This is a genomic window from Trichocoleus sp. AS-A1 (assembly GCF_039962015.1).
Lineage (GTDB): Bacteria > Cyanobacteriota > Cyanobacteriia > Cyanobacteriales > FACHB-T130 > FACHB-T130.
Window position 1 is genome coordinate 63423 of the sequence record NZ_JAMPKG010000023.1, and the last position, 21315, is coordinate 84737.

Here is a 21315-nt window from a genome sequence, read left to right on the forward strand (position 1 = left end):
TGATCGCAAGCCTTTGGTAGCAGCGTACAAAGCGATCGCTCTTTTAGGGTGACTTAAACGCGATCGCCCAAATATCCCCTTTCCATCAAAAGCGCTGACCCGTGGTTACTTCAAGTCGGACTTCTCCCTGGTCGCTAATGCCTAAATCGCTGCGAATTAAACCAAACGGGGACTTGATCCGCAATCCTAATCCGTAACCAAAACCACTCCCCGGTTTGCCGCGCAGCAAACCCGGTTGCCCAAGCACCGTGTCACCAGACCCCAAATCTGAGCCGTAGTCAGCAAAGACAACCCCTCCCAGCCACTGCAAAATCGGGAAGCGATATTCTATTGAAGCCAAGGCATAACTGCGACCGCTAGCGACTTTACCAGAACCATAGCCGCGCACAGAATTGAATCCGCCAAGATTAAACGCCTCAGTCGGAGGAAATTCGCCAAGTATCGTCCCAGTTTGCAAATTGAAAGCCACCATTTCTGGATTTTCGGTTTCCCTACCCTTGCCAATCCATCTGACTGGGACATATTGGATGTAGTTTGCTCGCACTCGGTTACTCAAAATACTGCCCAACCCAATCGGAATCGACTGTTCCGTGGTGAGGGTTAGCAGGGAACCCTGAGTCGGATTGGAACGGCGATCGCGCCGATCTCTCGCTACACCGAACGACACCGTTACCAAGTCATCAATGCCAGTTTTGCTGACAGATAGCGGATTTCCCAATTCATCCACCCGTGCAATATTGAAATCAGCATCGCGGGTACTAATCCGGGTGTAGTTCAAACCCAACGATCCATCCCAGCCATTGAAAGAACGCAACACCGCCACACCGCCGCCAAATCGTCCTTCCCGTGTACTATCGCCATTGGGCAACTCGATTTCATCGGTGAAGGTGCGGGAATAATCCCGATTGCGAAACGCTCTAACGCTATATCCCAAGCGGTTTGGCTCCCCAGCCCGATAAGGGCTGGTAAACTGGGTATTAAACTGGACATCCTTACCACTCACCTGAAGTTTGGCAGCTAAGCGATCGTTGACACCGTTGATATTGGCATCTCGATAGCTTACCGAACCGTAAAGCCCGATGTCACCGCTATTGCCACCCCCTAATGTGATAGAAGGAAAGCGATTCTCCTGGATGTCATAGATGATGTTAACCCCGTCGGTGGCTTCCTCCACAACAACATTGACATCCTCAAAAGACTCTAATCGCCTCAATCGCTGCAAGTCTTCCTGAAGCAAATCCTCACGAAATACCTCACCCGGCTTGAGTTTCAGTTCGCCAATAATAAAATCTTTTTTGGTGCGACTGGGTATCGGTCGATTCTGGTTATCGACTGACTCCCCTTTGTTATTAACAAAGCGGATCTGCACATCTTTGACAATTCTGGAGGCAACCTCAGCAGTCTGGACGCCCTCCCCACTGGACACTGGCGGTATCGTTTGTGGCAGATAATCACCGTATTTGGCATCATATTCAACAACAGGAATGGGATTTGCTGTCTGAGCCAATCCTGGCGTCACCTGGGTTACGGCTGGAGTCGCAGCATCCTCAATGGGTGCCGATGTCGCCATATCGCCCGAAGTCGTCTGGGCAGGGGGTGGGGAGGATGCGATCGCTCCTTTTGTTTCCCAGATTCCCAGCGTTGCCACCATCAAAATTGCAAATGTTTTAAGACCCATAAAATTAGCTTAATCGGCTGGCTACCATTGTGCTTGGCTCATTGGCTTGTATCCTTAGCGAGGACTGGCTTTTGAGGCGGGCAACAGACGGAATCTATTGCAGATATCAAGTGAAATGGTATCAGTAACAACCAAGTAAACGTCAAGGATATGAGTATTCAACAGGCATTTAACACAGCAGCAACTGAGTACGACAAGCTCCGACGCACCCTGATTCCCTGTTTTGATGACTTTTACCAAACAGCCATTCAGGTGATCCCATTTGACCGCACAGCAGCCCTAAACGTTCTCGATTTAGGTGCAGGGACGGGACTTTACTCAGGCATGGTTCAGGCAGTGTTTCCGAATGCTGAATTTACACTGATGGATCTCGCGACTGAGATGTTAGAGCAGGCAAAGGCTCGATTCCAGCAGATGGGAAAATCTCCCAAAATCTGGATTGAAGACTACGTTAAGACAGATTTGAGCGATTCCTATGACCTGATTATCTCCGGTTTATCGATTCATCATCTGTCTGATTCCGAGAAGCAGCATCTTTATCAGCGGATTTATGATGCGCTCAAACCTGGAGGGATGTTTATCAACGCCGATCAAGTTTTAGGCAGAACACCCCAACTGGAGCAATTTTATCAACAACAATGGCTGAATACCGTGCGCGATCGCGGGATCTCCGAGGAGCATCTCCACGCCGCTCAACATCGGATGACCTACGATCGTCTAGCACCTCTCGACGCTCAAATCCAATGGTTGGAAGCAGCCGGTTTTCAGAATGTAGACTGCTGGTATAAGCATTACAGCTTTGCCGTGTTTGGTGGATCTCGTTCTGCTGAGTCGGAGTTAGAGATACAACCACCCACAATTCAAACACAACGGTTAACGCTCCGTCCTTTCACCTTGGCAGATGCTCCTGATGTGCAACGCTTCGCCAGCGCTCGCGAAATTGCTGATACAACACTAATTCCTCATCCTTACGAAGATGGGATGGCTCAAGCGTGGATTAAGGCTCATTTGGCAGCATTTAAGGAAAAGAAAGCCATCACGCAAGCGATCGCACTCCGGGAAACTGGAGAACTCTGTGGGACGGTTAATCTGATGATTGATGCCAAACAGAACAATGCGGAGATCGGTTACTGGATTGGCAAGCCCTACTGGGGACAAGGCTACTGTACTGAAGCAGCAAAAGCTCTACTGCAATATGGCTTCGAGGTACTTAAATTGCACCGCATTCATGGGGCGCACTTTTCGCGCAATCCAGGCTCGGGACGAGTCATGCAAAAACTTGGGATGCAGTATGAGGGATGTCGCCGTCAACATTTACGGAAAGGAGAAACCTTTGAAGATATCGAACAATACGGCATCTTGAAAAGTGATTGGCAGCAAATGATTGGTCAAAATTACTAGCTGCTTACCTAAAAATGCAGAGAAAAATCGGCTATGGCACAACCATCTTTACCAAAAATTATCATTTTCGACACCACCATGCGAGATGGAGAACTTACGCCCGGTGTCAAAATGAATATTCATCAAAAACTCCGGCTTGCCAAGCTTCTAGAGGAGATGCGGGTTGATGTCATTGAAGTGGGATATCCAGGGGCTATCCAGAAAGGCTTTGATGAGATTTTTCTGGTTTCCCAGCAAATTAAACAGTCTACCATTTGCGGATTAGCAAATTCTAAACCGAATGAAGTGATGGACGTTGCCTTAGCAATTAAACTAGCGGGACGAGGCAGAATTCACATTTACACCCAAGTTAATTTGAAGCATCAATCAACTTGGGCTGAAGAACAAACTTTAGAAGCGATACACGATTCTATTGGACTTGCCAGAAATTACTGCGCGGATGTAGAGTGGAGTGCCTTTGACGCTCCTCGAAGCCAGCCGGATTTTCTTTGCAAAGCAATTGAAACAGCCATCAAAAGCGGTGCCAGAACAATCAGTATCCCTGACAGCCTTGGTTTATCGTCGCCAATAGAATTCTCAGGGTTGCTAAATATGCTCTTTAATCGGGTGTCAAATATCGATCGGGCTACGATTTCTGTCCACTGTCATGATGATATGGGATTAGCAGTAGAAAACTCAATCGCAGCTTTCAGTTGGGGTGTCAAGCAAATTGAATGCTCGATTAATGGACTGGGAACAAGGAAAGGTAATGCTGATTTGGGAGAAGTCGTAAATGCAATTATTAATCATCCAAATTATAGCGTTGATATTGAGAAATCTTTAATAGGTCGAGCCTCGGAGTTAGTTGCTAAAATCTCCGAATCTGTAAAGTGAAAATAAAGTTGTTTGTTAATTTTTTGATTTTAGTAAATACAAATGTCTACGATGAATGTTTTAGGGATAACTAACACAGCCTCACTATTTAAATATAGGTAAAATAAACTTAGATAAAAAATAACTTAAATTTTTCAGATATTGTATTATGTATGAACACAAAAGTATCAAAAGAGGATATCCCAACAATAATCAATGAAGGGAGCGGTCAATTATTTTTAGGTAAATAGCAACCCTTACTGGAAAGTTGAGGTTTAAGACAAGACTGCCCCAAACGGCTTTTTCTCGGAATTTAATAATTTATTTCTAACAACACTGACAAATAGCAGTTATAAGTTGATGAATATTAACCGCGATCGCAAGCAGCTGTCAGTAAACTGCGAAAAGTTATAGACTGAGTACCAAATGGACGGGCAGAGTAAAAATATGATGCTGCCTACTTTAGAGATCGTATTGCTAGGTGGCTTTCGCCTAACTTATGACGAAAAGCCGGTGACAGACGTGAGCGGGGAGCGATCGCAATCGTTGCTGGCATATCTGGTGCTGCACAGGGGCACGCCTCAGCCTCGTCAGCGGCTGGCTTCCCTGTTTTGGGCTGACTCAACAGACGAGCAAGCCCGAACGAACCTAAGAAGAGAACTGCACCACTTACGGCGGGTTTTGCCGGACGCGGATCGATTCATTGAAGTAGATACAAAAACGCTACAGTGGCGCTCAGATGCACCTTTTACGTTAGATGTTGCAGAGTTTGAGCGGACAGTAGCTCAAGCGGAGGAGGCAGAACGAGCGGCTGACCGGAAAACCGTCCGAACCTTGTTAGAACAGGCGGTAGCCCTCTATCAGGGGGATTTACTGCCCAACTGTTACGACGAATGGATTTTTCCGGAACAGGAACGACTGCGACAAATTTTTATCCAAGGATTGGAATGGTTGGTTCGCCTGTTAAAGGAGCAACGGGATATCCGGACGGCGATGCGCTATGCCCAGCAGTTGTTAGAAGTTGACTCGCTCAACGAAGCAACTTATGGTGACTTGATGCAACTGCACGCGCTTAATGGCGATCGCGCGAGTGCCTTGCGAATCTACCACCGCTGCATGACGCTTTTACGGGAAGAGTTAGGAATCGATCCTAGTCCGATTACCCGCGACCTCTACGATCGCCTGCTGAATGAAGATTCTGAAGGGATAATCAGTCGAGAAAAAAGCTCTGAATTACTCAATACAAATTCTGAATTAAATACACCCCCTCAAAACGACAGGCAACCTCGTTGCGACTGGGGTGAAATCATCGATGTAAGCCTATTTTACGGACGGACAGAAGAGCTAAACACGCTCAAGCAGTGCATCTTACAGAATCGCTGTCGGTTAGTTGTCTTATTAGGCATGGGTGGAATTGGGAAAACTGCCTTGTCCGCCAAACTAGCGCAGGAAATCCAGAGCGAATTTGACTTTGTAATTTGGCGATCGCTACGAAATGCTCCCACCCTAGAAACTCTTTTGCACGACTCGATCTCTTTTCTGTCGGAACAACAAGAGACAGGCAGTGAGCTTGAACGACTGATATATTGGCTGCGAAATTCTCGCTGCCTAATCGTTCTAGACAATGCAGAAACCCTTTTTCAGGTCAGTTGTCCGGGGCAGTATCGTCCGGGATATGAAGGCTACGGGGAACTGCTGCGAGCGATCGCAGAAACCGCTCATCAAAGTTGCCTGGTGCTGACCAGTCGGGAGAAGCCTGCTGAGGTGGGCATCTTAGAAGGTGTAGTTGATGGGAATTCAGCTTTACCTGTGCGAACCTTGCAACTGAGCGGCTCGCCAGAGGCAGCGCAAGCACTCATTCAAGCAAAAGGATTAATCGGTTCTGAGGCACAGCAACAGCATTTGTGTCAGTTCTACGGCTGTAATCCTTTGGCATTGAAGATTGTTGCCACTTCCATTCAAGATGTTTTTGATGGCAAGATCCAAGATTTTCTCGCTCAAAATACCACGATTTTTAATGGGATTCACAGACTACTAGACCAGCAGTGTCAGCGATGTTCTCCCCTAGAAAAAACAATTATGTTTTGGCTTGCCATCAATCGAGAATGGACAACCTTCTCGGAATTTGCAGAGGATATCGTTCCCACCGTTTCTCGTGCAGACCTACTGGAAGCGTTGGGTTCGCTCAGTTGGCGATCGCTGATCGAAAAGCAGTCGGGCAGCTATACTCAGCAACCTGTGGTGATGGAGTACATGACTGAGCGATTGATTGCCCAAGTCTGTGAAGAAATTCAACACTTAGAAGTCGGAAATGGGGAATTGCTAGCCGAAAACCAGGCACCCCTAATTTCCATCCTGCACAGCCACGCCTTGCTCAAGCCTCAGGGCAAAGATTACATCAGAGAGATTCAGCGCCAACAAATTGTTAAACCCGTTTTAAACACTTTAATTACCCGATTGTATGGGCAGTACAACGTTGAGCGGCAGCTGACTCAACTGCTTTCAAAACTGCGAAATGAATGGTCACGACAACCCGGATATGCAGGTGGCAATATCCTCAATCTGCTGGTTCAATTGCAAAAAGACTTAACAGGTTATGACTTCTCCCATCTCACCCTCTGGCAGGCTGATTTACGAGAAGTGAATTTACATCAGGTGAATCTTGCTGATGCCGACCTCTCTAAAACAGTGTTTACAGAACCCTTGAGCTTCGCCCTCGCCGTTGCTTTTAGTCCAGACGGAGAACTTCTGGCGACTGGGGATACTAACCGCGAGGTGCGGGTGTGGAGAGTAGCAGATGGGAAAAATTTACTGACCTGCCAAGGACATACCAATTGGGTTTGGTCGGTCGCTTTTAGTCCTCAAGGGAATATCCTGGCGAGTGGTAGCGATGATAAGACTATTAAATTGTGGGATCTCAAGACAGGACAATGTCTCCAGACTTTGCAAGAACACGCCCATCAGGTCTGGTCGGTCGCCTTTAGTCCGGATGGTCAAACCTTAGCCAGTGGGAGTGAGGATCGAACGGTCAAGTTGTGGGATGTCCAGTCAGGACAGTGCTGCCAAACGCTTCAGGGTCACGAAAATTGGGTGCGATCGGTAGCATTCAGCCCTGACGGAAAAACCCTGGCAACTGGCAGCGACGATCGGACGATTAAACTGTGGGATCTAAAAACGAGTCAATGTTATCAAACCCTGCAAGGACACGCTGAGCGAGTTTGGTCGGTCGCCTTTAGCCCGGATAGTCAAACCTTAGCCAGCAGTAGTAGCGATCGCACCATTAAACTTTGGAATTTTAAGACGGGTGAATGCAGCCGAACTCTCAAAGGGCATGGAAACTGGGTGCGATCGCTTTCTTTCAGTCCGGATGGTCAAACGGTAGCCAGTGGCAGCGAAGACCGCAGTGTGAAGCTGTGGCGAGTTCGGACTGGGGAATGCTACCAAACATTATGGGGGCACCAAAATTGGGTGCGGTCGGTGGCGTTCAGCCCGAATGGAGAAATCCTCGCAAGCGGTAGCGGCGATCATACCGTTAAGTTGTGGCACGCCCCTACAGGTAAATGTCGCAGAACGCTACAGGGTTATGCGAACCGAGTGCGATCGCTGGCGTTGAGTCCGGATGGTCGCATTTTGGCAAGTGGGAACGACGATCGCACCGTTAAATTGTGGGATCTGGGCACCGGGAAATGCGTTCAAACCTTGCAAGGTCACACTAGCTCAGTTTCGGCTGTTGCTTTTAGCCCAGATGGTCAGACTCTCGCTAGTGGGAGCGGCGACCAAATGGTGAAGCTTTGGGATCTTGACACCGGACGTTGTCGCCAAACCTTGCAAGAGCATACTTGCGGGATTTGGTCAGTTGCCTTCAGCCCCGATGGTCGAACCCTTGCCAGTGGCAGCGATGACCAGACGGTGAAGCTTTGGGACGTGCAGACGGGACAATGCCAACGTACCTTGCAGGGACACGCCAGTTGGGTTTGCGCGATCGCTTTCAGTCCGGATGGTCAGACTCTGGCGAGTGGCAGTTACGACCAAACAGTGAAACTTTGGGATGTCCAGACGGGACAATGCGCTCAGACATTCCAGGGACATACCAATTGGGTTTGGTCAGTTGTCTTTAGCCCAGATGGTCAAACCTTGGCGAGTGGAAGTGGCGACCACAGTATTAAGTTATGGGACGTGCGGACAGGAGAGTGCCGACGCACCTTGGCAGGACATACCAGCCGAGTGTGGTCAGTTGCCTTTAGTCCAGATGGTCAAATCCTTGCTAGTGCCAGTAGCGACCAGACAGTAAAGCTTTGGGATGTCCAAAACGGTTCTTGTCTTCATACCTTGCAGGGACACACCAATTTAGTCTGGTCAGTTATCTTCAGCCAGGATAGCCGCAGGGTCGCGAGTGGCAGCCAGGATGAAACGATTAAGCTTTGGGATGTGCAGACGGGTGAGTGTGTAAAAACCTTAAGGGCGGATCGACCTTATGAGGGAATGAACATCACCGGAGTCACCGGATTAACAGAAGCCCAAAAGGCTGCTTTGAAGGCGCTGGGAGCAGTGGAAAAGGGGAGCCAAGGAGAGAATCAGCCCCGATTCTTGGCTCCCCTAATCGGGCGAGAGCGGGAATGGGCGACCATCTGTAATTGGATGGCATCCGATACCCGGATGGTCGTTTCAGAAATCCTTTTACTGGTTGGCGAATCGGGAATTGGGAAGACGCGCCTGCTGGAAGAACTTGCTGCCGTTGTCACGAGCAACGGTCGCGTACTCTGGGGACGCGGATTTGAGGCGGAAATGCTGCGACCTTATGGAGTCTGGATCGATGCACTGCGGGCGATCGCTCGTGATTCAGGATCGCAATTGCCAGCAGAACTGAGTTCCCTATTTCCAGAAATGGAGGGAAGAAGAGATCCGGGCGATCGCTCTCAGCTATTTGATGCGGTGGTGAACCTGCTCTCCCAACTTTCGAGTAATGGCAAACGAATCGTTATCATCCTAGATGATATTCAGTGGCTGGACGAGGCATCTACGGCACTCCTGCATTATGCAATCCGCCTGCTGGGTCATTCCTCCGTTCGGTTTGCCCTCTCGGCTCGTCAACGCGAGTTATCAGATAATGTGCCTGTGTGTAAGCTGGTGCAAGCGCTACGGCGGGAGGAGCGGGTGCAAACCATCTCACTGCCACTATTAAATCAAGCGCAAGTGGTTCAGCTGACTCGCTCGGTGAATATCGATGTTGATGGCAACCGCGTCTTTGTGGATAGTGGCGGGAATCCCCTATTCGCTCTAGAAGTGGCTCGTGCCCTAGCCCAGCATGACACGGCTTACTCCGACAATCTGGAAGCCTTGATTCAAGACCGATTGCGGCAACTCGACGAACCGGCGCGAGAACTTTTACCTTGGGCAGCTGCATTGGGACGAAGTTTCAATCCGACAATCGTGGCACGGGTTGCCGACTATCCGCTCTCTAAATTACTTTTAGCCGTGGAAGAACTGGAGCGGCAGGGGATTATCCGTCCAGGAGCTTTATTAAATAACGAAACTGGCTATGACTTTGCTCATGATGTTGTGCGGAAAGTCGCTTATCACCAGTTGTCAGAACCCCGCCGTAAATTAGTGCATTTGCAGATTGCCCAGGCTTTGAATCGTCTCTCGGTTCCTGACAACGCCCTAGCCAGCGATGTCGCGCATCATGCATCATTGGGCGGTCATGATTCCTTAGCCGCCTCAGCTTTCCAGGCATCTGCCGAACGTTGCTTGCGCCAGTTCGCCTACTCAGAAGCATCGGAACTGGCTCAACGGGGAATTCAGCATTGCCGGAACCTTGAGAAGACTTTACGGGTGCGGCTTCACATCGGACTGCTAAAGGTCTACGTTCTGGCAGGAGTTACCAGAAATCAAATCCCCCAACTCGAAAATAACCTGCATCAATTGATTGCCGAAGCCAGCGCCCTTGGTTTGAAGGATGAAGAAGCGATCGCGCTAGAAGCTTTGATCGTGCTGAACTACGAGCGAGGTAATCTCATGGGTGTTCGCGAACACTCCCTCCAAGCAGTGGAACGAGGACGATTGGCAAGTCCGGCGACCACCGCCCGAATGCTAGCTCACAGCGGTTGGTGCCTCGCCGAAACCGAACGCGAGATGCCCCGTGCTGAGGCGCTGTTGCTAGAAGCACAGCCGCTTGCCGCGAGAGTGGGGCTAGAAATTATCGATATTCCCTGTGGTCTGGGATGCGTGCGCCGTCATGCAGCAGATTTCCCGGCGGCGCGTTCTCTTTTGGAACAAGCATGGCGAATGGCGCAGGCGGAACAAGATCGCTGGCGAGAGTCTGCTTGTTTGACTTATCTGGCGATGACCGAGTTAGAAGCGGGCAATCCGACAGAGGCGATCGCTTACTCCGAAGAACTGGCAGCAGTTGCCACAAAAATTAGTGGTGAAGGCAGCGAAGGCCCATTCGCCGTTGCCCTGAGTTCGCTCGCCCGTTATGTTATCGGAGAAATGGGCGCTGAAGATGCACTTGAGCCAGCATTATCCACCCTGCGTCGGATCGATGCGAACCGAATGCTAGCTTATATCCTGAGCTTTGCAGCGGCAAGGGATTTGGAAAGGGGTCGCGTTGAATTAGCGATCGCCCGCGCTCAAGAAGCACTTCATGCCGCGCAAATTGTAGATCATCCCAGTGAAATTGCCCTAGCTTGGGCTGCACTCATTCGGGGAAAGTTAGCTTTAGGCGAACAAAAGCGTGCAGCAGAGCTATTTCAAAGCTTACAGTACCAAATTGACCCTCGCGTCTTGAGCGTTCGTGCCCAAACTGCCATCAATCGCTTACCGCAGGAGCTGAGGACTAACGCAGAGATCCCCCTTGCGTCCCCCTTAAAAAAGGGGAATTTTCCAGTTCCTCCCAATTTATCGGGGGGTTAGAGGAATCTAGGCTTCAAGTTTTCAGTGGGTAAGTCCTGTATTTAAAAACCTAAATTGCTCAATCAATCAGGAGGAAAATATGGTTCGTGTCCTTGTAGAAAAGATATTTGAGCCACCGATCACCGAACAGAAGTGGAACCACGATCTTGAGATCGGAATACCTTGTCACAGGGCACACAATGTTCATTGGATTCGCTCAATGATGGCACGCGATCGCGCTAAAGTAATTTGCGAATTTGAGGCACCTGATGCTGAGACTGTGCGGAAGTCTTTTCGGAAAGCTGGCTTACCCTTCGCCCGGATCTGGACAGTTGATATTTTAGAACCATCTGTTGGATCAAATGTATCAACCCTGTCTAATTGCTCTTAATCAAAAAACCTTTGTAGTCTCACTTTCAGGTTGAAGAAACAGTAATGATGCGATCGCCTTCACCAATGCCTCTGGTTCCACAGGCTTAGAAATGTGCTGTTGAAATCCTGCGGCGATTGCTTGTTGGTAATCCATCTCGGCAGCATAGGCAGTCAGCGCGATCGCTGGAATGTTTCCTCCTTGGTCTGGTTTCAGACTCCTCACCTGTCGCATCAACATATAGCCATTGATTTCTGGCATTCCAATATCGCTGATGATGACATTTGGCTGGGATTGGCTTAGTGTTGTCAGCGCTGCAACGGCTGAGGCTACGGAGGTCACAGTTGCACCATATTGCTCCAACAGGAAGCACAAAAACTCTCGCATATCTGCATCATCATCCACCACGAGAATTTGTAAGCCAGACAAAGGTAAGGAGTCAAAAGTCAGAACTGAGAGGTTGTCTTTTTCATCCGACTGCCTTTCTCTATCATTCTGCAAACAGGGAAGCTTAATTAGGAAAGTTGCACCTTGTCCTTCCCCCAGACTTGATACACTTACGGTGCCGCCGTGAAGTTCTACGAGATGGCGGACGATTGCCAGCCCTAGACCCAATCCCCCAAAGGTTCGGGTGGTGGTACCATCTTCCTGACGGAAATAATCAAAGACATAAGGTAAGAACTCAGGTGCAATCCCCTTGCCTGTGTCAGTTACGCGGATTTGAGCCTGCGCTTCGACCTGCTCTAATGCGATCGCGACCTGTCCCCCAGCCGGAGTAAACTTAACCGCATTGGCAAGGAGATTCCAAACGACTTGCTGCAATCGATTGGCATCACCAGAAACCTGTCCTACGCCCGGTTCGAGGATGGTCTGAATCTGGATAGACTTGGCTTCGGCTGCTAAACGCACCGTCTCGATTGCGGCTTCAATCGTCGATACCAAGTCAACCGGGTAGACGTTGAGGCTCAGCTTCCCTTGCAGGATGCGGGAGACATCAAGCAAATCTTCAATTAATTGGGTTTGTAACTTGGCGTTGCGCTCAATAGTTTCTAAGGCGCGATCGCTGGTTGCCGGATCGAACTTGCGGCTACGCAGGAGTTTTGCCCAACCCAGAATCGGATTAAGCGGCGTTCTCAGTTCGTGAGAGAGAACGGCTAAGAATTCATCTTTGACGCGGTTTGCCGCTTCCGCCGCACTTCGCGCGGTTCGTTCTGCTTCGTAGAGATGGGAACGAGCGATTGCTTGGGCGCATTGTTGGGCAAGCGCCAAGATAAAAGCTTGGTCATCCTCGTTAAGTTCTTGTGGCTCAGTAAAGCCCAAAGACAACCCTCCAACTGCCCGACCCTCTACCATCAGCGGAATCGAAACCCACGTCCCAAAGTTAAATTGACTATAGGCTTCAGCCAGGTGAGGGTAACGAGCAGCTCGTTTTTGTGACGTTTCACCCCAAACAGGTTGCCCAGTCCGTACCGCCTCTGCTAGAGGGACTGCGGTATCGATGGAAAAACGTTGCCAGCCATCGATTTGATTCACTTCATAGCCAACCGCCCGCACAATTTCCAGTTCAGTACCCCTTTCATTGAGCAATGCCACTAGAGCATAGTTGGCACCCAAGGCAGCCATGCCCTGTTCGACGATGACTTCAGACACTTGGGTGGGTGTGAGCGATTCTGAAAGGGCAGCGGTAATGGACTGGAGACGGGCAATTCGCTCTGCTGCCCGCTCCGCCGTCTGTTGCGCCTGCTGCGCTTCCCGATAGAGGCGGGCATTATCGATAGCGATCGCTGCCCGATGAGCAATATCTTCCGCCAGCGAGAGGTCGCCGGTGTTGAAACGATGAGCAGATTCAGCCGTGACAAACGAAATGGCACCGAGAATCCGCCCCCGTGCCATCAACGGTGAGATAATATAGGACTTTAAACCCAGTTCCCGCAGAATTCGCAGATGTTCGGTATCTTTGACTGCTTCTGCCAGGACTGCATCTGAAATTTCCGTCACCATTTCTGTTTGCCCAGTACGCAGCACCTTTGGTACACCTTCCGGTGCATTCAACGGTCTAGGATAACGCTGATGGAGTTCCCAGGCGAGTTTCACTTTCTCCGGATCTCGGTGGGCAACGGCGACCCGATTAATTGATTGGTTGTCTTGCAGGAGGTCAACGCCGCACCAGTCGGCGAAGTAGGGCACAACTAGGTTTGCCACGCTGGAGAGCGTGCTTTCGTAATCGAGGGAAGAGGCGAGGGTGGCACTGACTTGAGCCAAAAACGCGGCTCGCTGTCGGTCGGCTTCTGCTTCCTGGCGGGCGGTTTGCTCTGCGTACAGTTGGGCAAGTTTCGCTTCAGCCTGTTTGCGATCGCTAATATCTTTGTTGATGCCCACAAAAAAGAGCGGCTTGCCAGCCTTGTCGTAAACAAGCTTTGATGTTGTTTCAATCAACACTTTCAACCCATCTTTTCTCACACAGGGAACTTCACCACAAAATCCTCCGGTTTCCTGAATAGACTGGATCATTTGGGCGGTCATCGTTGCTGCAATGTCAGGGTGATGTAAGAAATTCAGGGGTTTAGCGATCGCTTCGGACGCTGTATAGCCGAAAATCTGTTCCGCGTTGCCCAGCCAACGTTGAATATTTCCCTCCAGATCGGTTAACACAACAGCATCGGGCATTTGCTCCAAAGCAGCCTTAGAAATCAGCAGAGATTCTTCAGTTTGTTTGCGCTCCGTGATGTCAATTACAACACCACTCATGCGAGTCGCTGTGCCCGCTTCGTTGAAAAAGGCTCTTCCCCGGCAAGCAGCGTAGCGAATGCTGCCGTCATCCCGGATAATTCGATATTCCAGATCGTGTTCCACGCCTTCGTGAATCGCTCGGCTCAAAGATTGGGCGAGCGATTCCCGATCCTCTGGGTGCAGACGAGCCAACACGGCTTCTGAGGTGGCAACAAACGTTGCAGGAGTGACTCCAAATAGTTGATAAACCTGCTCATCCCAGTCAAACCGATCGTTGAGAATGTCCCAAATCCAAACACCGATTTGGGCGGATTTCAACGCTAGGTTAAGTTGTTCTTGACTTTGTGCTAACCCTTGATAGAGACGAGCATTCTCCAGGGAAATGGCAATTTGAGCTGCTAAAATTTCCAGCACGGAAAGCTTGTCGTGTGTAAAAGCGCCTGGGATAAAGTTGTTTTCTAAATATAAAATTCCCAGCAAGTTTGACTGACGGGCGATTGGTAAGCAAAGTACAGACTTCGGTTGCTTTTGAATCACATACTCGTCTTCCGAAAATAGATTCTGCTCTGTGGCATCGGGCAAAATCACAGTTGATTGAGTTCGCTGCACATAATTCAGCACTGACTGAGGCAATGCAATTTCACCCGCCAATTCAGGTCGAAAAACATTAAGTTTTTCTGCTTGGGAATTTATTTTCGCTTCGACTTCTATCACTAGATTCTGCTCGTGAAAAAGCAGCAAATAACCCAGTTCGGCTCCTGCTTGCTCAAGCGCAATCTGCATCAATGTCTTCAAAAGTCGAGAGAAGACTATTTCGCTAGAAATAGTTTGAGACGCCTTAACAACCGATAGAAAGTCAAGTTGCTCCCCCGTGCTTAAAAACGTTTCGTTGGAGGCAGGGGGCTGTTGCGGCAACGGTTGCGGCAATAAGGTCGGATAGAGCTGCTCAAGCTGCTTGACTTTGCCGAGCGCCTCCCAGCGCCGATAGGCATTCCTGGCTTCTTGCAGATAGGTTTTAGCGATCGCTTCAAACTCCCGCTCTAAGTAAAACTTAGCTGCTAACTCATACGCCAAGGCTTCATAATGCACAAATTTCTGCTCGCGGGCACAGCGAATTGATTGCTCATACAGGCGCATTGCTTCCATGTCCCGACCCTCAATTCGAGCTATCTCCGCCCCCACTAATTGAGACTTATGTAAGAAGTTAGCAGGGCAGTGGCTCGCCCAATCCTGTAATTGTCGCTGATGGATTTCCAAGGTTTCTAAAAACCCTTCCTGCTCTTCACAAGATGCAGTTGGATAAAGAGCCGCTAAGGTCAGCGAGTGATACAGAACATAATCGGTTTCGATTGGTAATGCCAGGGTTGTAACTGGAAACACGGACACTTGTAAGGCAGAATTCAGCGCCTCTTCATACTGTTCGTAGGTGAAATACAAAATTAATTTGATGATTTGATAAAAGATAATTCCACTTACGAAGCCTGCATCCATAAGGATGGAAAAGGCGTGCGACTCATCGAAATTATCATCACTTAGGGTCAGGCTGTGGTAGGTAAGTCCGCGTAAATTTATGAGAAACTGCTGCTGCAATCTAATCGTCTGATAGGCCGCCTCATGCTTAGATTGCTGGGCAAAGTTAACGTACTTTTGAATTAAATTGTACGTTTCGGGAAGTGGACTTCCTACCTGAATAATCTGCCAAGAGCCTTGATAGCCGTTGTAGTTAGCCATCGTCACATCGCCTGCTTCCACACAGCCGATAAATCCTCGCTCTAAAAATGGAATGTCGGTAGCAATATGGTTCCGCCAAACGTTGATATGACTGCCATGAATGTGTAGAACTGTTCCTCTGAGTTTTGAGTCATTCAACTTCTCATTCAGTTGAATCGTCATCTCAGAAAATGCATAGCCCGTAGGAATATCCCGAAAGATCGAAACCAACAACATCGCATACATACTATAAGCAAAACAGGAATCTTCCGTATTACCATACTTCAGGGAATAATTGACTGCTTTGAGTACAACTAGCGGAAAAATACTGGGTCTGCCGAGATAAGCAGGCGGCCCTACAGTTGTCAGCAGACCGATGAGTGTCTTAAGATTTGGATCTTGGAGCGTTGGGGCGTTGAGTAGATCGGAGACTTGTCTGTCACCTAAATTTCCCAATACCTGGCTTTTTTCGATAGCGATCGCAACCTGCACTTGCTCCTCTGAATCCGGGAAAGTCACCCCAAAAATTTTTAAAGCTTCTAATCCGAGTGCTAGTGCCTCCTCATACCTACCTGCAACTTGATAAAGTCTGAGCTGAAGTATATAAATATTCGCTTTGTCTATATAAGATTTGGCTTTGATAAATAGAAGCTTAAATAGAGCTTCCGCCTCCTCTAAATTACCCGTTAAAAATTCGCATTCAGCTCGTTCTTTAACTAGAGTAAATGTTTGTTCATAATGGTCAAGCCAAGAATCTTCATTTAAAAGATTTGCAGCGACAGTAAGCATTTTTTTTGCAGGTGTGTACGCAGTGGAGGCTTTTGCCTTCTTAGCAGCACTTAGATTTAGGCGAATTAATTCGTCTTTTTCTGTCCGCTCAGTAATCAAACCAACAGCTAGATTAAGTTGATTCACTAAATCAAAAATCTGTTCTTCCAGTTGATCAGAATTGAAACTTTTAAGTAAAAGTCGCCCAATCGTGAGGTGAACCGCTTGCTTTTGTTCATCATCGATCAAGGCATAGGCAGCTTGTTGAATGCGATCGTGGTAAAAGCGATAGCTTTTCTCAATGCTTTCAGTTGCCTCTGTTGGGATGATGAATCCTCTCAGAACCGCTTCCAAAAGTGTGTTGGCTGTTTGCTGAGGAGATATTTCACCGACGATTGCTAAAACTTCTAAATCAAAACGATTCCCGATACAGGAAGCTAACTTGAGCAACTGTTGAGTTTCGGGCGGCAGTTTTTGCATCCGCCCAATCATCAGATTGACAATATTATCCGTAATGCCTTGGGCTTCAATTTGGGCTTGATCCCATTGCCAGACGCGATGGTTGCGCTCGAACGTCAGCAGATTTTCTTGGTACAGCGTTTTGAGAAATTCGTTGACAAAAAAGGGATTGCCATCGGTTTTCTGGACGATTAATTTGGCAAGAGATTCTGACCGTCCCGGCTCACAATGTAGGGTTTCAGCAATGAGCTGATTCACATAAGTAAGGTTGAGAGGAGTGAGAACAATTTCGGTTATTTTTGCCCCACCTTGACGAATCTGCTCCATCATCAGACTGAAGGGATGGAGCAAATCGACTTCATTATCTCGAAAAGCCAGAATAAAGCAAAGATGCTGGAGACTTGATCCCGTGACGATGGTTTGAATCAAATTCAAAGTGGCGCTATCTGCCCACTGCATATCATCCAAAAAGACAGCCAATGGATGCTCTTTTTGAGCAAAGATACTGATAAAGTTTTGAAACACCAGATTGAATCGATTTTGGGATTCAGCGGGTCCCAAGTCTGGTACAGGAGGTTGTTCGCCGACGATGAGTTCAACTTCTGGAATCACATCGGTAATCAGTCTGCCATTGTTCCCGAATGCGGCTTGGATTCGCTTTCTCCAAGTGGCAAGTTTATCTTCAGGTTCCGTCAAAATTTGCCGAACGAGCGTCTGAAAAGCTTGAACAAGGGTGGAATAAGGAATATCTCGTTTGTACTGATCGAACTTACCAGAGATAAAAATCCCACGTTCTCTTACGATGGGTTTTTGGATCTCGTTCACGAGAGAAGATTTACCAATCCCAGCATATCCAGCGACGAATATAAGTTCTGGCGTACCTTGGCTAACAACTCGCTCAAATGCTTGTAAAAGCTGTGTAATTTCTCGCTCTCGCCCATACAATTTTTGGGGAATTTGAAACCGCTCTGAGATATCTTGTTCGCCTAAAGGGAAAGATTGAATTTGTCCAATTGTCTCCAACTGTTTTAGGCATCGTTCCAGATCGAACTGCAAACCCAAGGCACTCTGGTAGCGATCTTCTGCAACCTTTGAGAGCAGTTTCATGATGATGTCAGATAGCGATCGCCCAATCTCCGGTCTTACCTTTGTAAGTGGTGGTGGCGATTGGGCAATATGACAATGCACCCACTCTAAAGGGTCTTTGCCCTGAAACGGTAGCTGACGGGTCAGCATTTCATAGAAGGTGACTCCCAAGGAATATAAATCGCTGCGATGGTCAATCCCGCGATTCATTCGCCCAGTTTGCTCTGGCGACAGATAAGCCAAACTGCCTGCAATCTGGCTGGAACTGCTGACCATTTGCTGTTCGTAGGGGATAAAAGCAGCAATCCCGAAGTCAGCGATTTTGACCTGATGCGTTTCCAGATTAATGAGAATGTTCTGCGGCTTAATATTTTTATGGACAATGCTATGGCTATGAATTTGGGCGATCGCATTGCTGATTTGAATGGCAATTTTTAAAAACGGAATCGGCTCCCGAAAGTGGTCTAGAAGCCGATCGAGCGATCGCCCGCCAAAATCCTCCAAAATCAGATAAGGAATGCCCTGATGCACCTCTAAGGCGTAGGCTTTAACTGCTCCGGGGGTGTTCAACCGTTGGGCGATCGCATACTCATGTCTGAGTTGCTCAATATTGTTGGGCGTACAGCACTCTGGACGTAGCTCTTTAATAATCACCGGACGCCGATCTTCGACTCTGATTCCACGGTATAGGACGGCTTTTATCCCTTCTTTGAGCAAAGTGACAATCGTAAATCCGGGTAACTTCAAGGTCATGTCAACAGATCCTATAGCCGTGCTTCGTCAGAATAGTCAGAGGCCAATGGTGCTTCAGACTCATCTGCTAGATTTAACTAGAGTAGCAATCGCTTCAACCAGTTTTTCCGATTCTCCAGGCTTGGCAATATGCAGATGGAATCCTGCTGCGATCGCGTACAGCCCTTTGGGCATGAAAACAGCGAAGCGAGGCGTTAGCCTAGCGCCGACCTATCGGTTAGCTCATCTGTAATTACCCCAAGATGGCATAAAAAATTGAAAAATTCGATGCTTGAAAGCTGACAAACTACTGACCATTCTCCTGTAAGTATTTAGTCATCATTTCGGCTCTCTTGACAAGACCAGCCTCCTGGCGCTGTCTGCGACAAGCTTAAGGGATCTCTAAGACTGACTCGGACAGATTTTCCTAGTTCTGAGCTACAGAATGCACAATAACAGCCATCCCCATTTAGACAACCACGAGGAGATAACGATAAGACCCTCCATTCCGTAGGTTTACCCTACCTCCTAGAGAGTCTTCTGATATTGGTGGTGCTTATGCGATCGCTCAACTCTATGATGGCTTGGGGAAGAAAGTGCAACTGGACTACCCTCTTAGTAACAGTTGCACCACAGCAACAACAGAATCAGTAAAAGTAAAGTCTTGGATTCAGAGAATACCCGAAAAAGCGATCGCTGATATCTGCGTCCAGACCATTTAGTTTTACTATCCCTTGCTTATTGACTACTTTTAGAGCAAACCTATCAGAAATTTTCTGATTTCTGAGTTTTGCCTGCATTGTTGTTTTCAACCCAATCAATCGCTGAGGTTAAATAACTGCGTGGTTTCATTTGCACACCACCATTCTTGTTACTCTTTCCAATTAACAGATGTTGCTCTCAATTTGCCATCACCGATAATCGTGTGAACTTTGAAAGAGCCGCTTTGTCCTGGACTGAGGGTAGAGGGTTCTGCATTGACAGAACTACTTTTAATCACCTTGCCATCTAATCCAACAACGTTATAGGTGATTTCAATCGAATGAACTGTTTTTTGGGTTTCGTTGATGATGCGACCTGTCAAAATATCTCCATCAGATGTTTGGTCTGCGATGATGACTTGTGGTTTTTGACCGCATAGTTGGGTGAGGTCTAAGGTTCTGCCATCTGATGTCTGCATATAGCAAAAGGGCATATCGATCTCGGAAGATGAGGCACTCGCAGCTTGTAAATTGGTAATCCATGAATTGCCAGAAGATTGATGATTGCCAAAGAAAATCGAAGCAATCCAGAAGGAAATTGTTAAAGTAAGGTTTTTTTGCATAGTGTTAACAGTTGGTAAAAACATAACAAAATTTCAACCTGTCTCAACAGATTTGAGTGATGGCCTGAATTTAATTCAAGGCAGTATTCAAGGCTAAATTCTAAGTTCAGAGCTTGAGTGTTGGGCTTTTCCAAACACCCAGTATTGGCTCGCCCGGTGTTAAATCCCTAGCCATAGTGAGGGAATAAAAAGTAATCTCTTGGCTAAGGCAGTTGAGAAAATTCCAATGCCTTGCTAACCCAGGTTACTAGTTATCTCATTTGGGTTGTGAGGTGCTAGTGAGGTGCTACATTAACGATCCTTCCAGCCCCCCAATTTATCGGGGGGCAAGAAGTCTATATGTTGCAAACAGAAAACAAAATGGTATTAGAGCATTGGAAATCGACTCGCAAATGTACCCAGTTACTCAGCAATGGAGTAACTCGCAACTCCAGTACCTGGTGGTAGTGAGCAAACAACCTCATAAGCTCCGTTAGCAGTTTGAGCTACAGGTCCCGTGAAGTTGAACACATGCTTCTTCGGAGTACCTGTAGCACCACCGCTAAGTGCGATTGTTAATTTCTGGAATTGAAAACTTAGAGAGTTCGGCTGGTTAGCCCGCAGCTCGCACTGTAGGGTTGTAGACTGAGCGTTTCTACTGAATACATGCACAAAAGCAAGAGGTCCTGCGCTGCCATTTTCAGTCCCTGATGTAATGTCCCGAACAACAGGACAATGTAGATTAATGGATGTGGTACCTTGAACTGAAAACTGTCCAGCTGCACGACTAAATTGCTGATTAGAAGCGGAAGTCTCAGGCTGACACATACTTCCAGCGTAGACTTTATTATCTCCAGCTAATGCTGCGGTGGGAATGGCAGCAGTGGATAATAGAGTGGCAGAAAATGCGATCGCTACTTTTGTACGTTTCATGTTGGACGTCATAGAAGTTGCTCCTTGGTATTTGCGTTGTTAATTAGTGAATTGCTTCACCTAAATACCAAGTTATTCAAAGCAGCGTTCGCGAAGCGTTCAATTAAATGCGATCGGAAACTTACATTTTTGTGACTCAAATCACTGGCGCTCGTGTTAAAGCGAAGATGCCCGATAACAATCTTTTTGGTAACTCGCAAATTCTATATAAATTTTTCTAGGATTGTGCAGCAAGCAACAGCATAAGTCTATTTTTCCGATCTTGTATTAACCGTCTCAAGCAGTGTATACGAGCCGCAATCCGTTATCAGGAACGACGAACGAACAACTACCTAGTAGTGTTAGCCTTCGCTACGCTGACGCTGTTTTCATGCCCAAAGGGCTGTACGCGAGCGCATCTAT

General features: G+C 47.9%; 8 protein-coding genes. 4 read left to right on the plus strand and 4 right to left on the minus strand.

Annotation, left to right across the window (positions count from 1 at the left end; all coding sequences use genetic code 11):
- Positions 1-85: 85 nt before the first annotated feature.
- Entirely contained in the window at positions 86-1678 is a 1593-nt protein-coding gene (locus tag NC994_RS17875) for a BamA/TamA family outer membrane protein (protein WP_199299701.1), read from the minus strand.
- A gap of 150 nt (positions 1679-1828) precedes the next feature.
- Here NC994_RS17875 and NC994_RS17880 point away from each other — a divergent pair, with 150 nt between their 5' ends.
- The 4 genes from NC994_RS17880 (at position 1829) to NC994_RS17895 (ending at position 11213) form a co-directional block, all read left to right on the plus strand.
- Entirely contained in the window at positions 1829-3079 is a 1251-nt protein-coding gene (locus NC994_RS17880; RefSeq protein ID WP_199299702.1) for a GNAT family N-acetyltransferase, read from the plus strand.
- 33 nt (positions 3080-3112) lie between these two features.
- A complete protein-coding gene (locus NC994_RS17885) occupies positions 3113-3952 on the plus strand; it encodes a 2-isopropylmalate synthase (RefSeq protein ID WP_190437789.1) in 840 nt (279 codons plus the stop codon).
- Positions 3953-4378: 426 nt separating this feature from the next.
- Positions 4379-10843: an AAA family ATPase gene (locus NC994_RS17890; RefSeq protein WP_190437792.1), complete on the plus strand. Its 6465-nt coding sequence runs from the start codon at positions 4379-4381 to the stop codon at positions 10841-10843.
- Between the two features lie 79 nt (positions 10844-10922).
- A complete protein-coding gene (locus tag NC994_RS17895; RefSeq protein WP_190410329.1) occupies positions 10923-11213 on the plus strand; it encodes a DUF4242 domain-containing protein in 291 nt (96 codons plus the stop codon).
- On the opposite strand, the gene NC994_RS17900 is transcribed toward NC994_RS17895, so the two are convergent.
- The 3 genes from NC994_RS17900 to NC994_RS17910 all read right to left on the minus strand — a co-directional run bounded on the left by NC994_RS17900 (position 11214) and on the right by NC994_RS17910 (position 20913).
- On the minus strand, positions 11214-18698 hold the full coding sequence (locus NC994_RS17900) for an AAA family ATPase (protein WP_199299703.1): 7485 nt from the start codon (positions 18696-18698) through the stop codon (positions 11214-11216).
- Positions 18699-19548: 850 nt separating this feature from the next.
- Positions 19549-20001: an FxLYD domain-containing protein gene (locus NC994_RS17905; RefSeq protein WP_190437795.1), complete on the minus strand. Its 453-nt coding sequence runs from the start codon at positions 19999-20001 to the stop codon at positions 19549-19551.
- Positions 20002-20403: 402 nt separating this feature from the next.
- Positions 20404-20913 (minus strand): hypothetical protein, encoded by a 510-nt coding sequence (locus NC994_RS17910; protein ID WP_190668144.1) that lies wholly within the window; start codon positions 20911-20913, stop codon positions 20404-20406.
- Positions 20914-21315 lie beyond the last annotated feature (402 nt).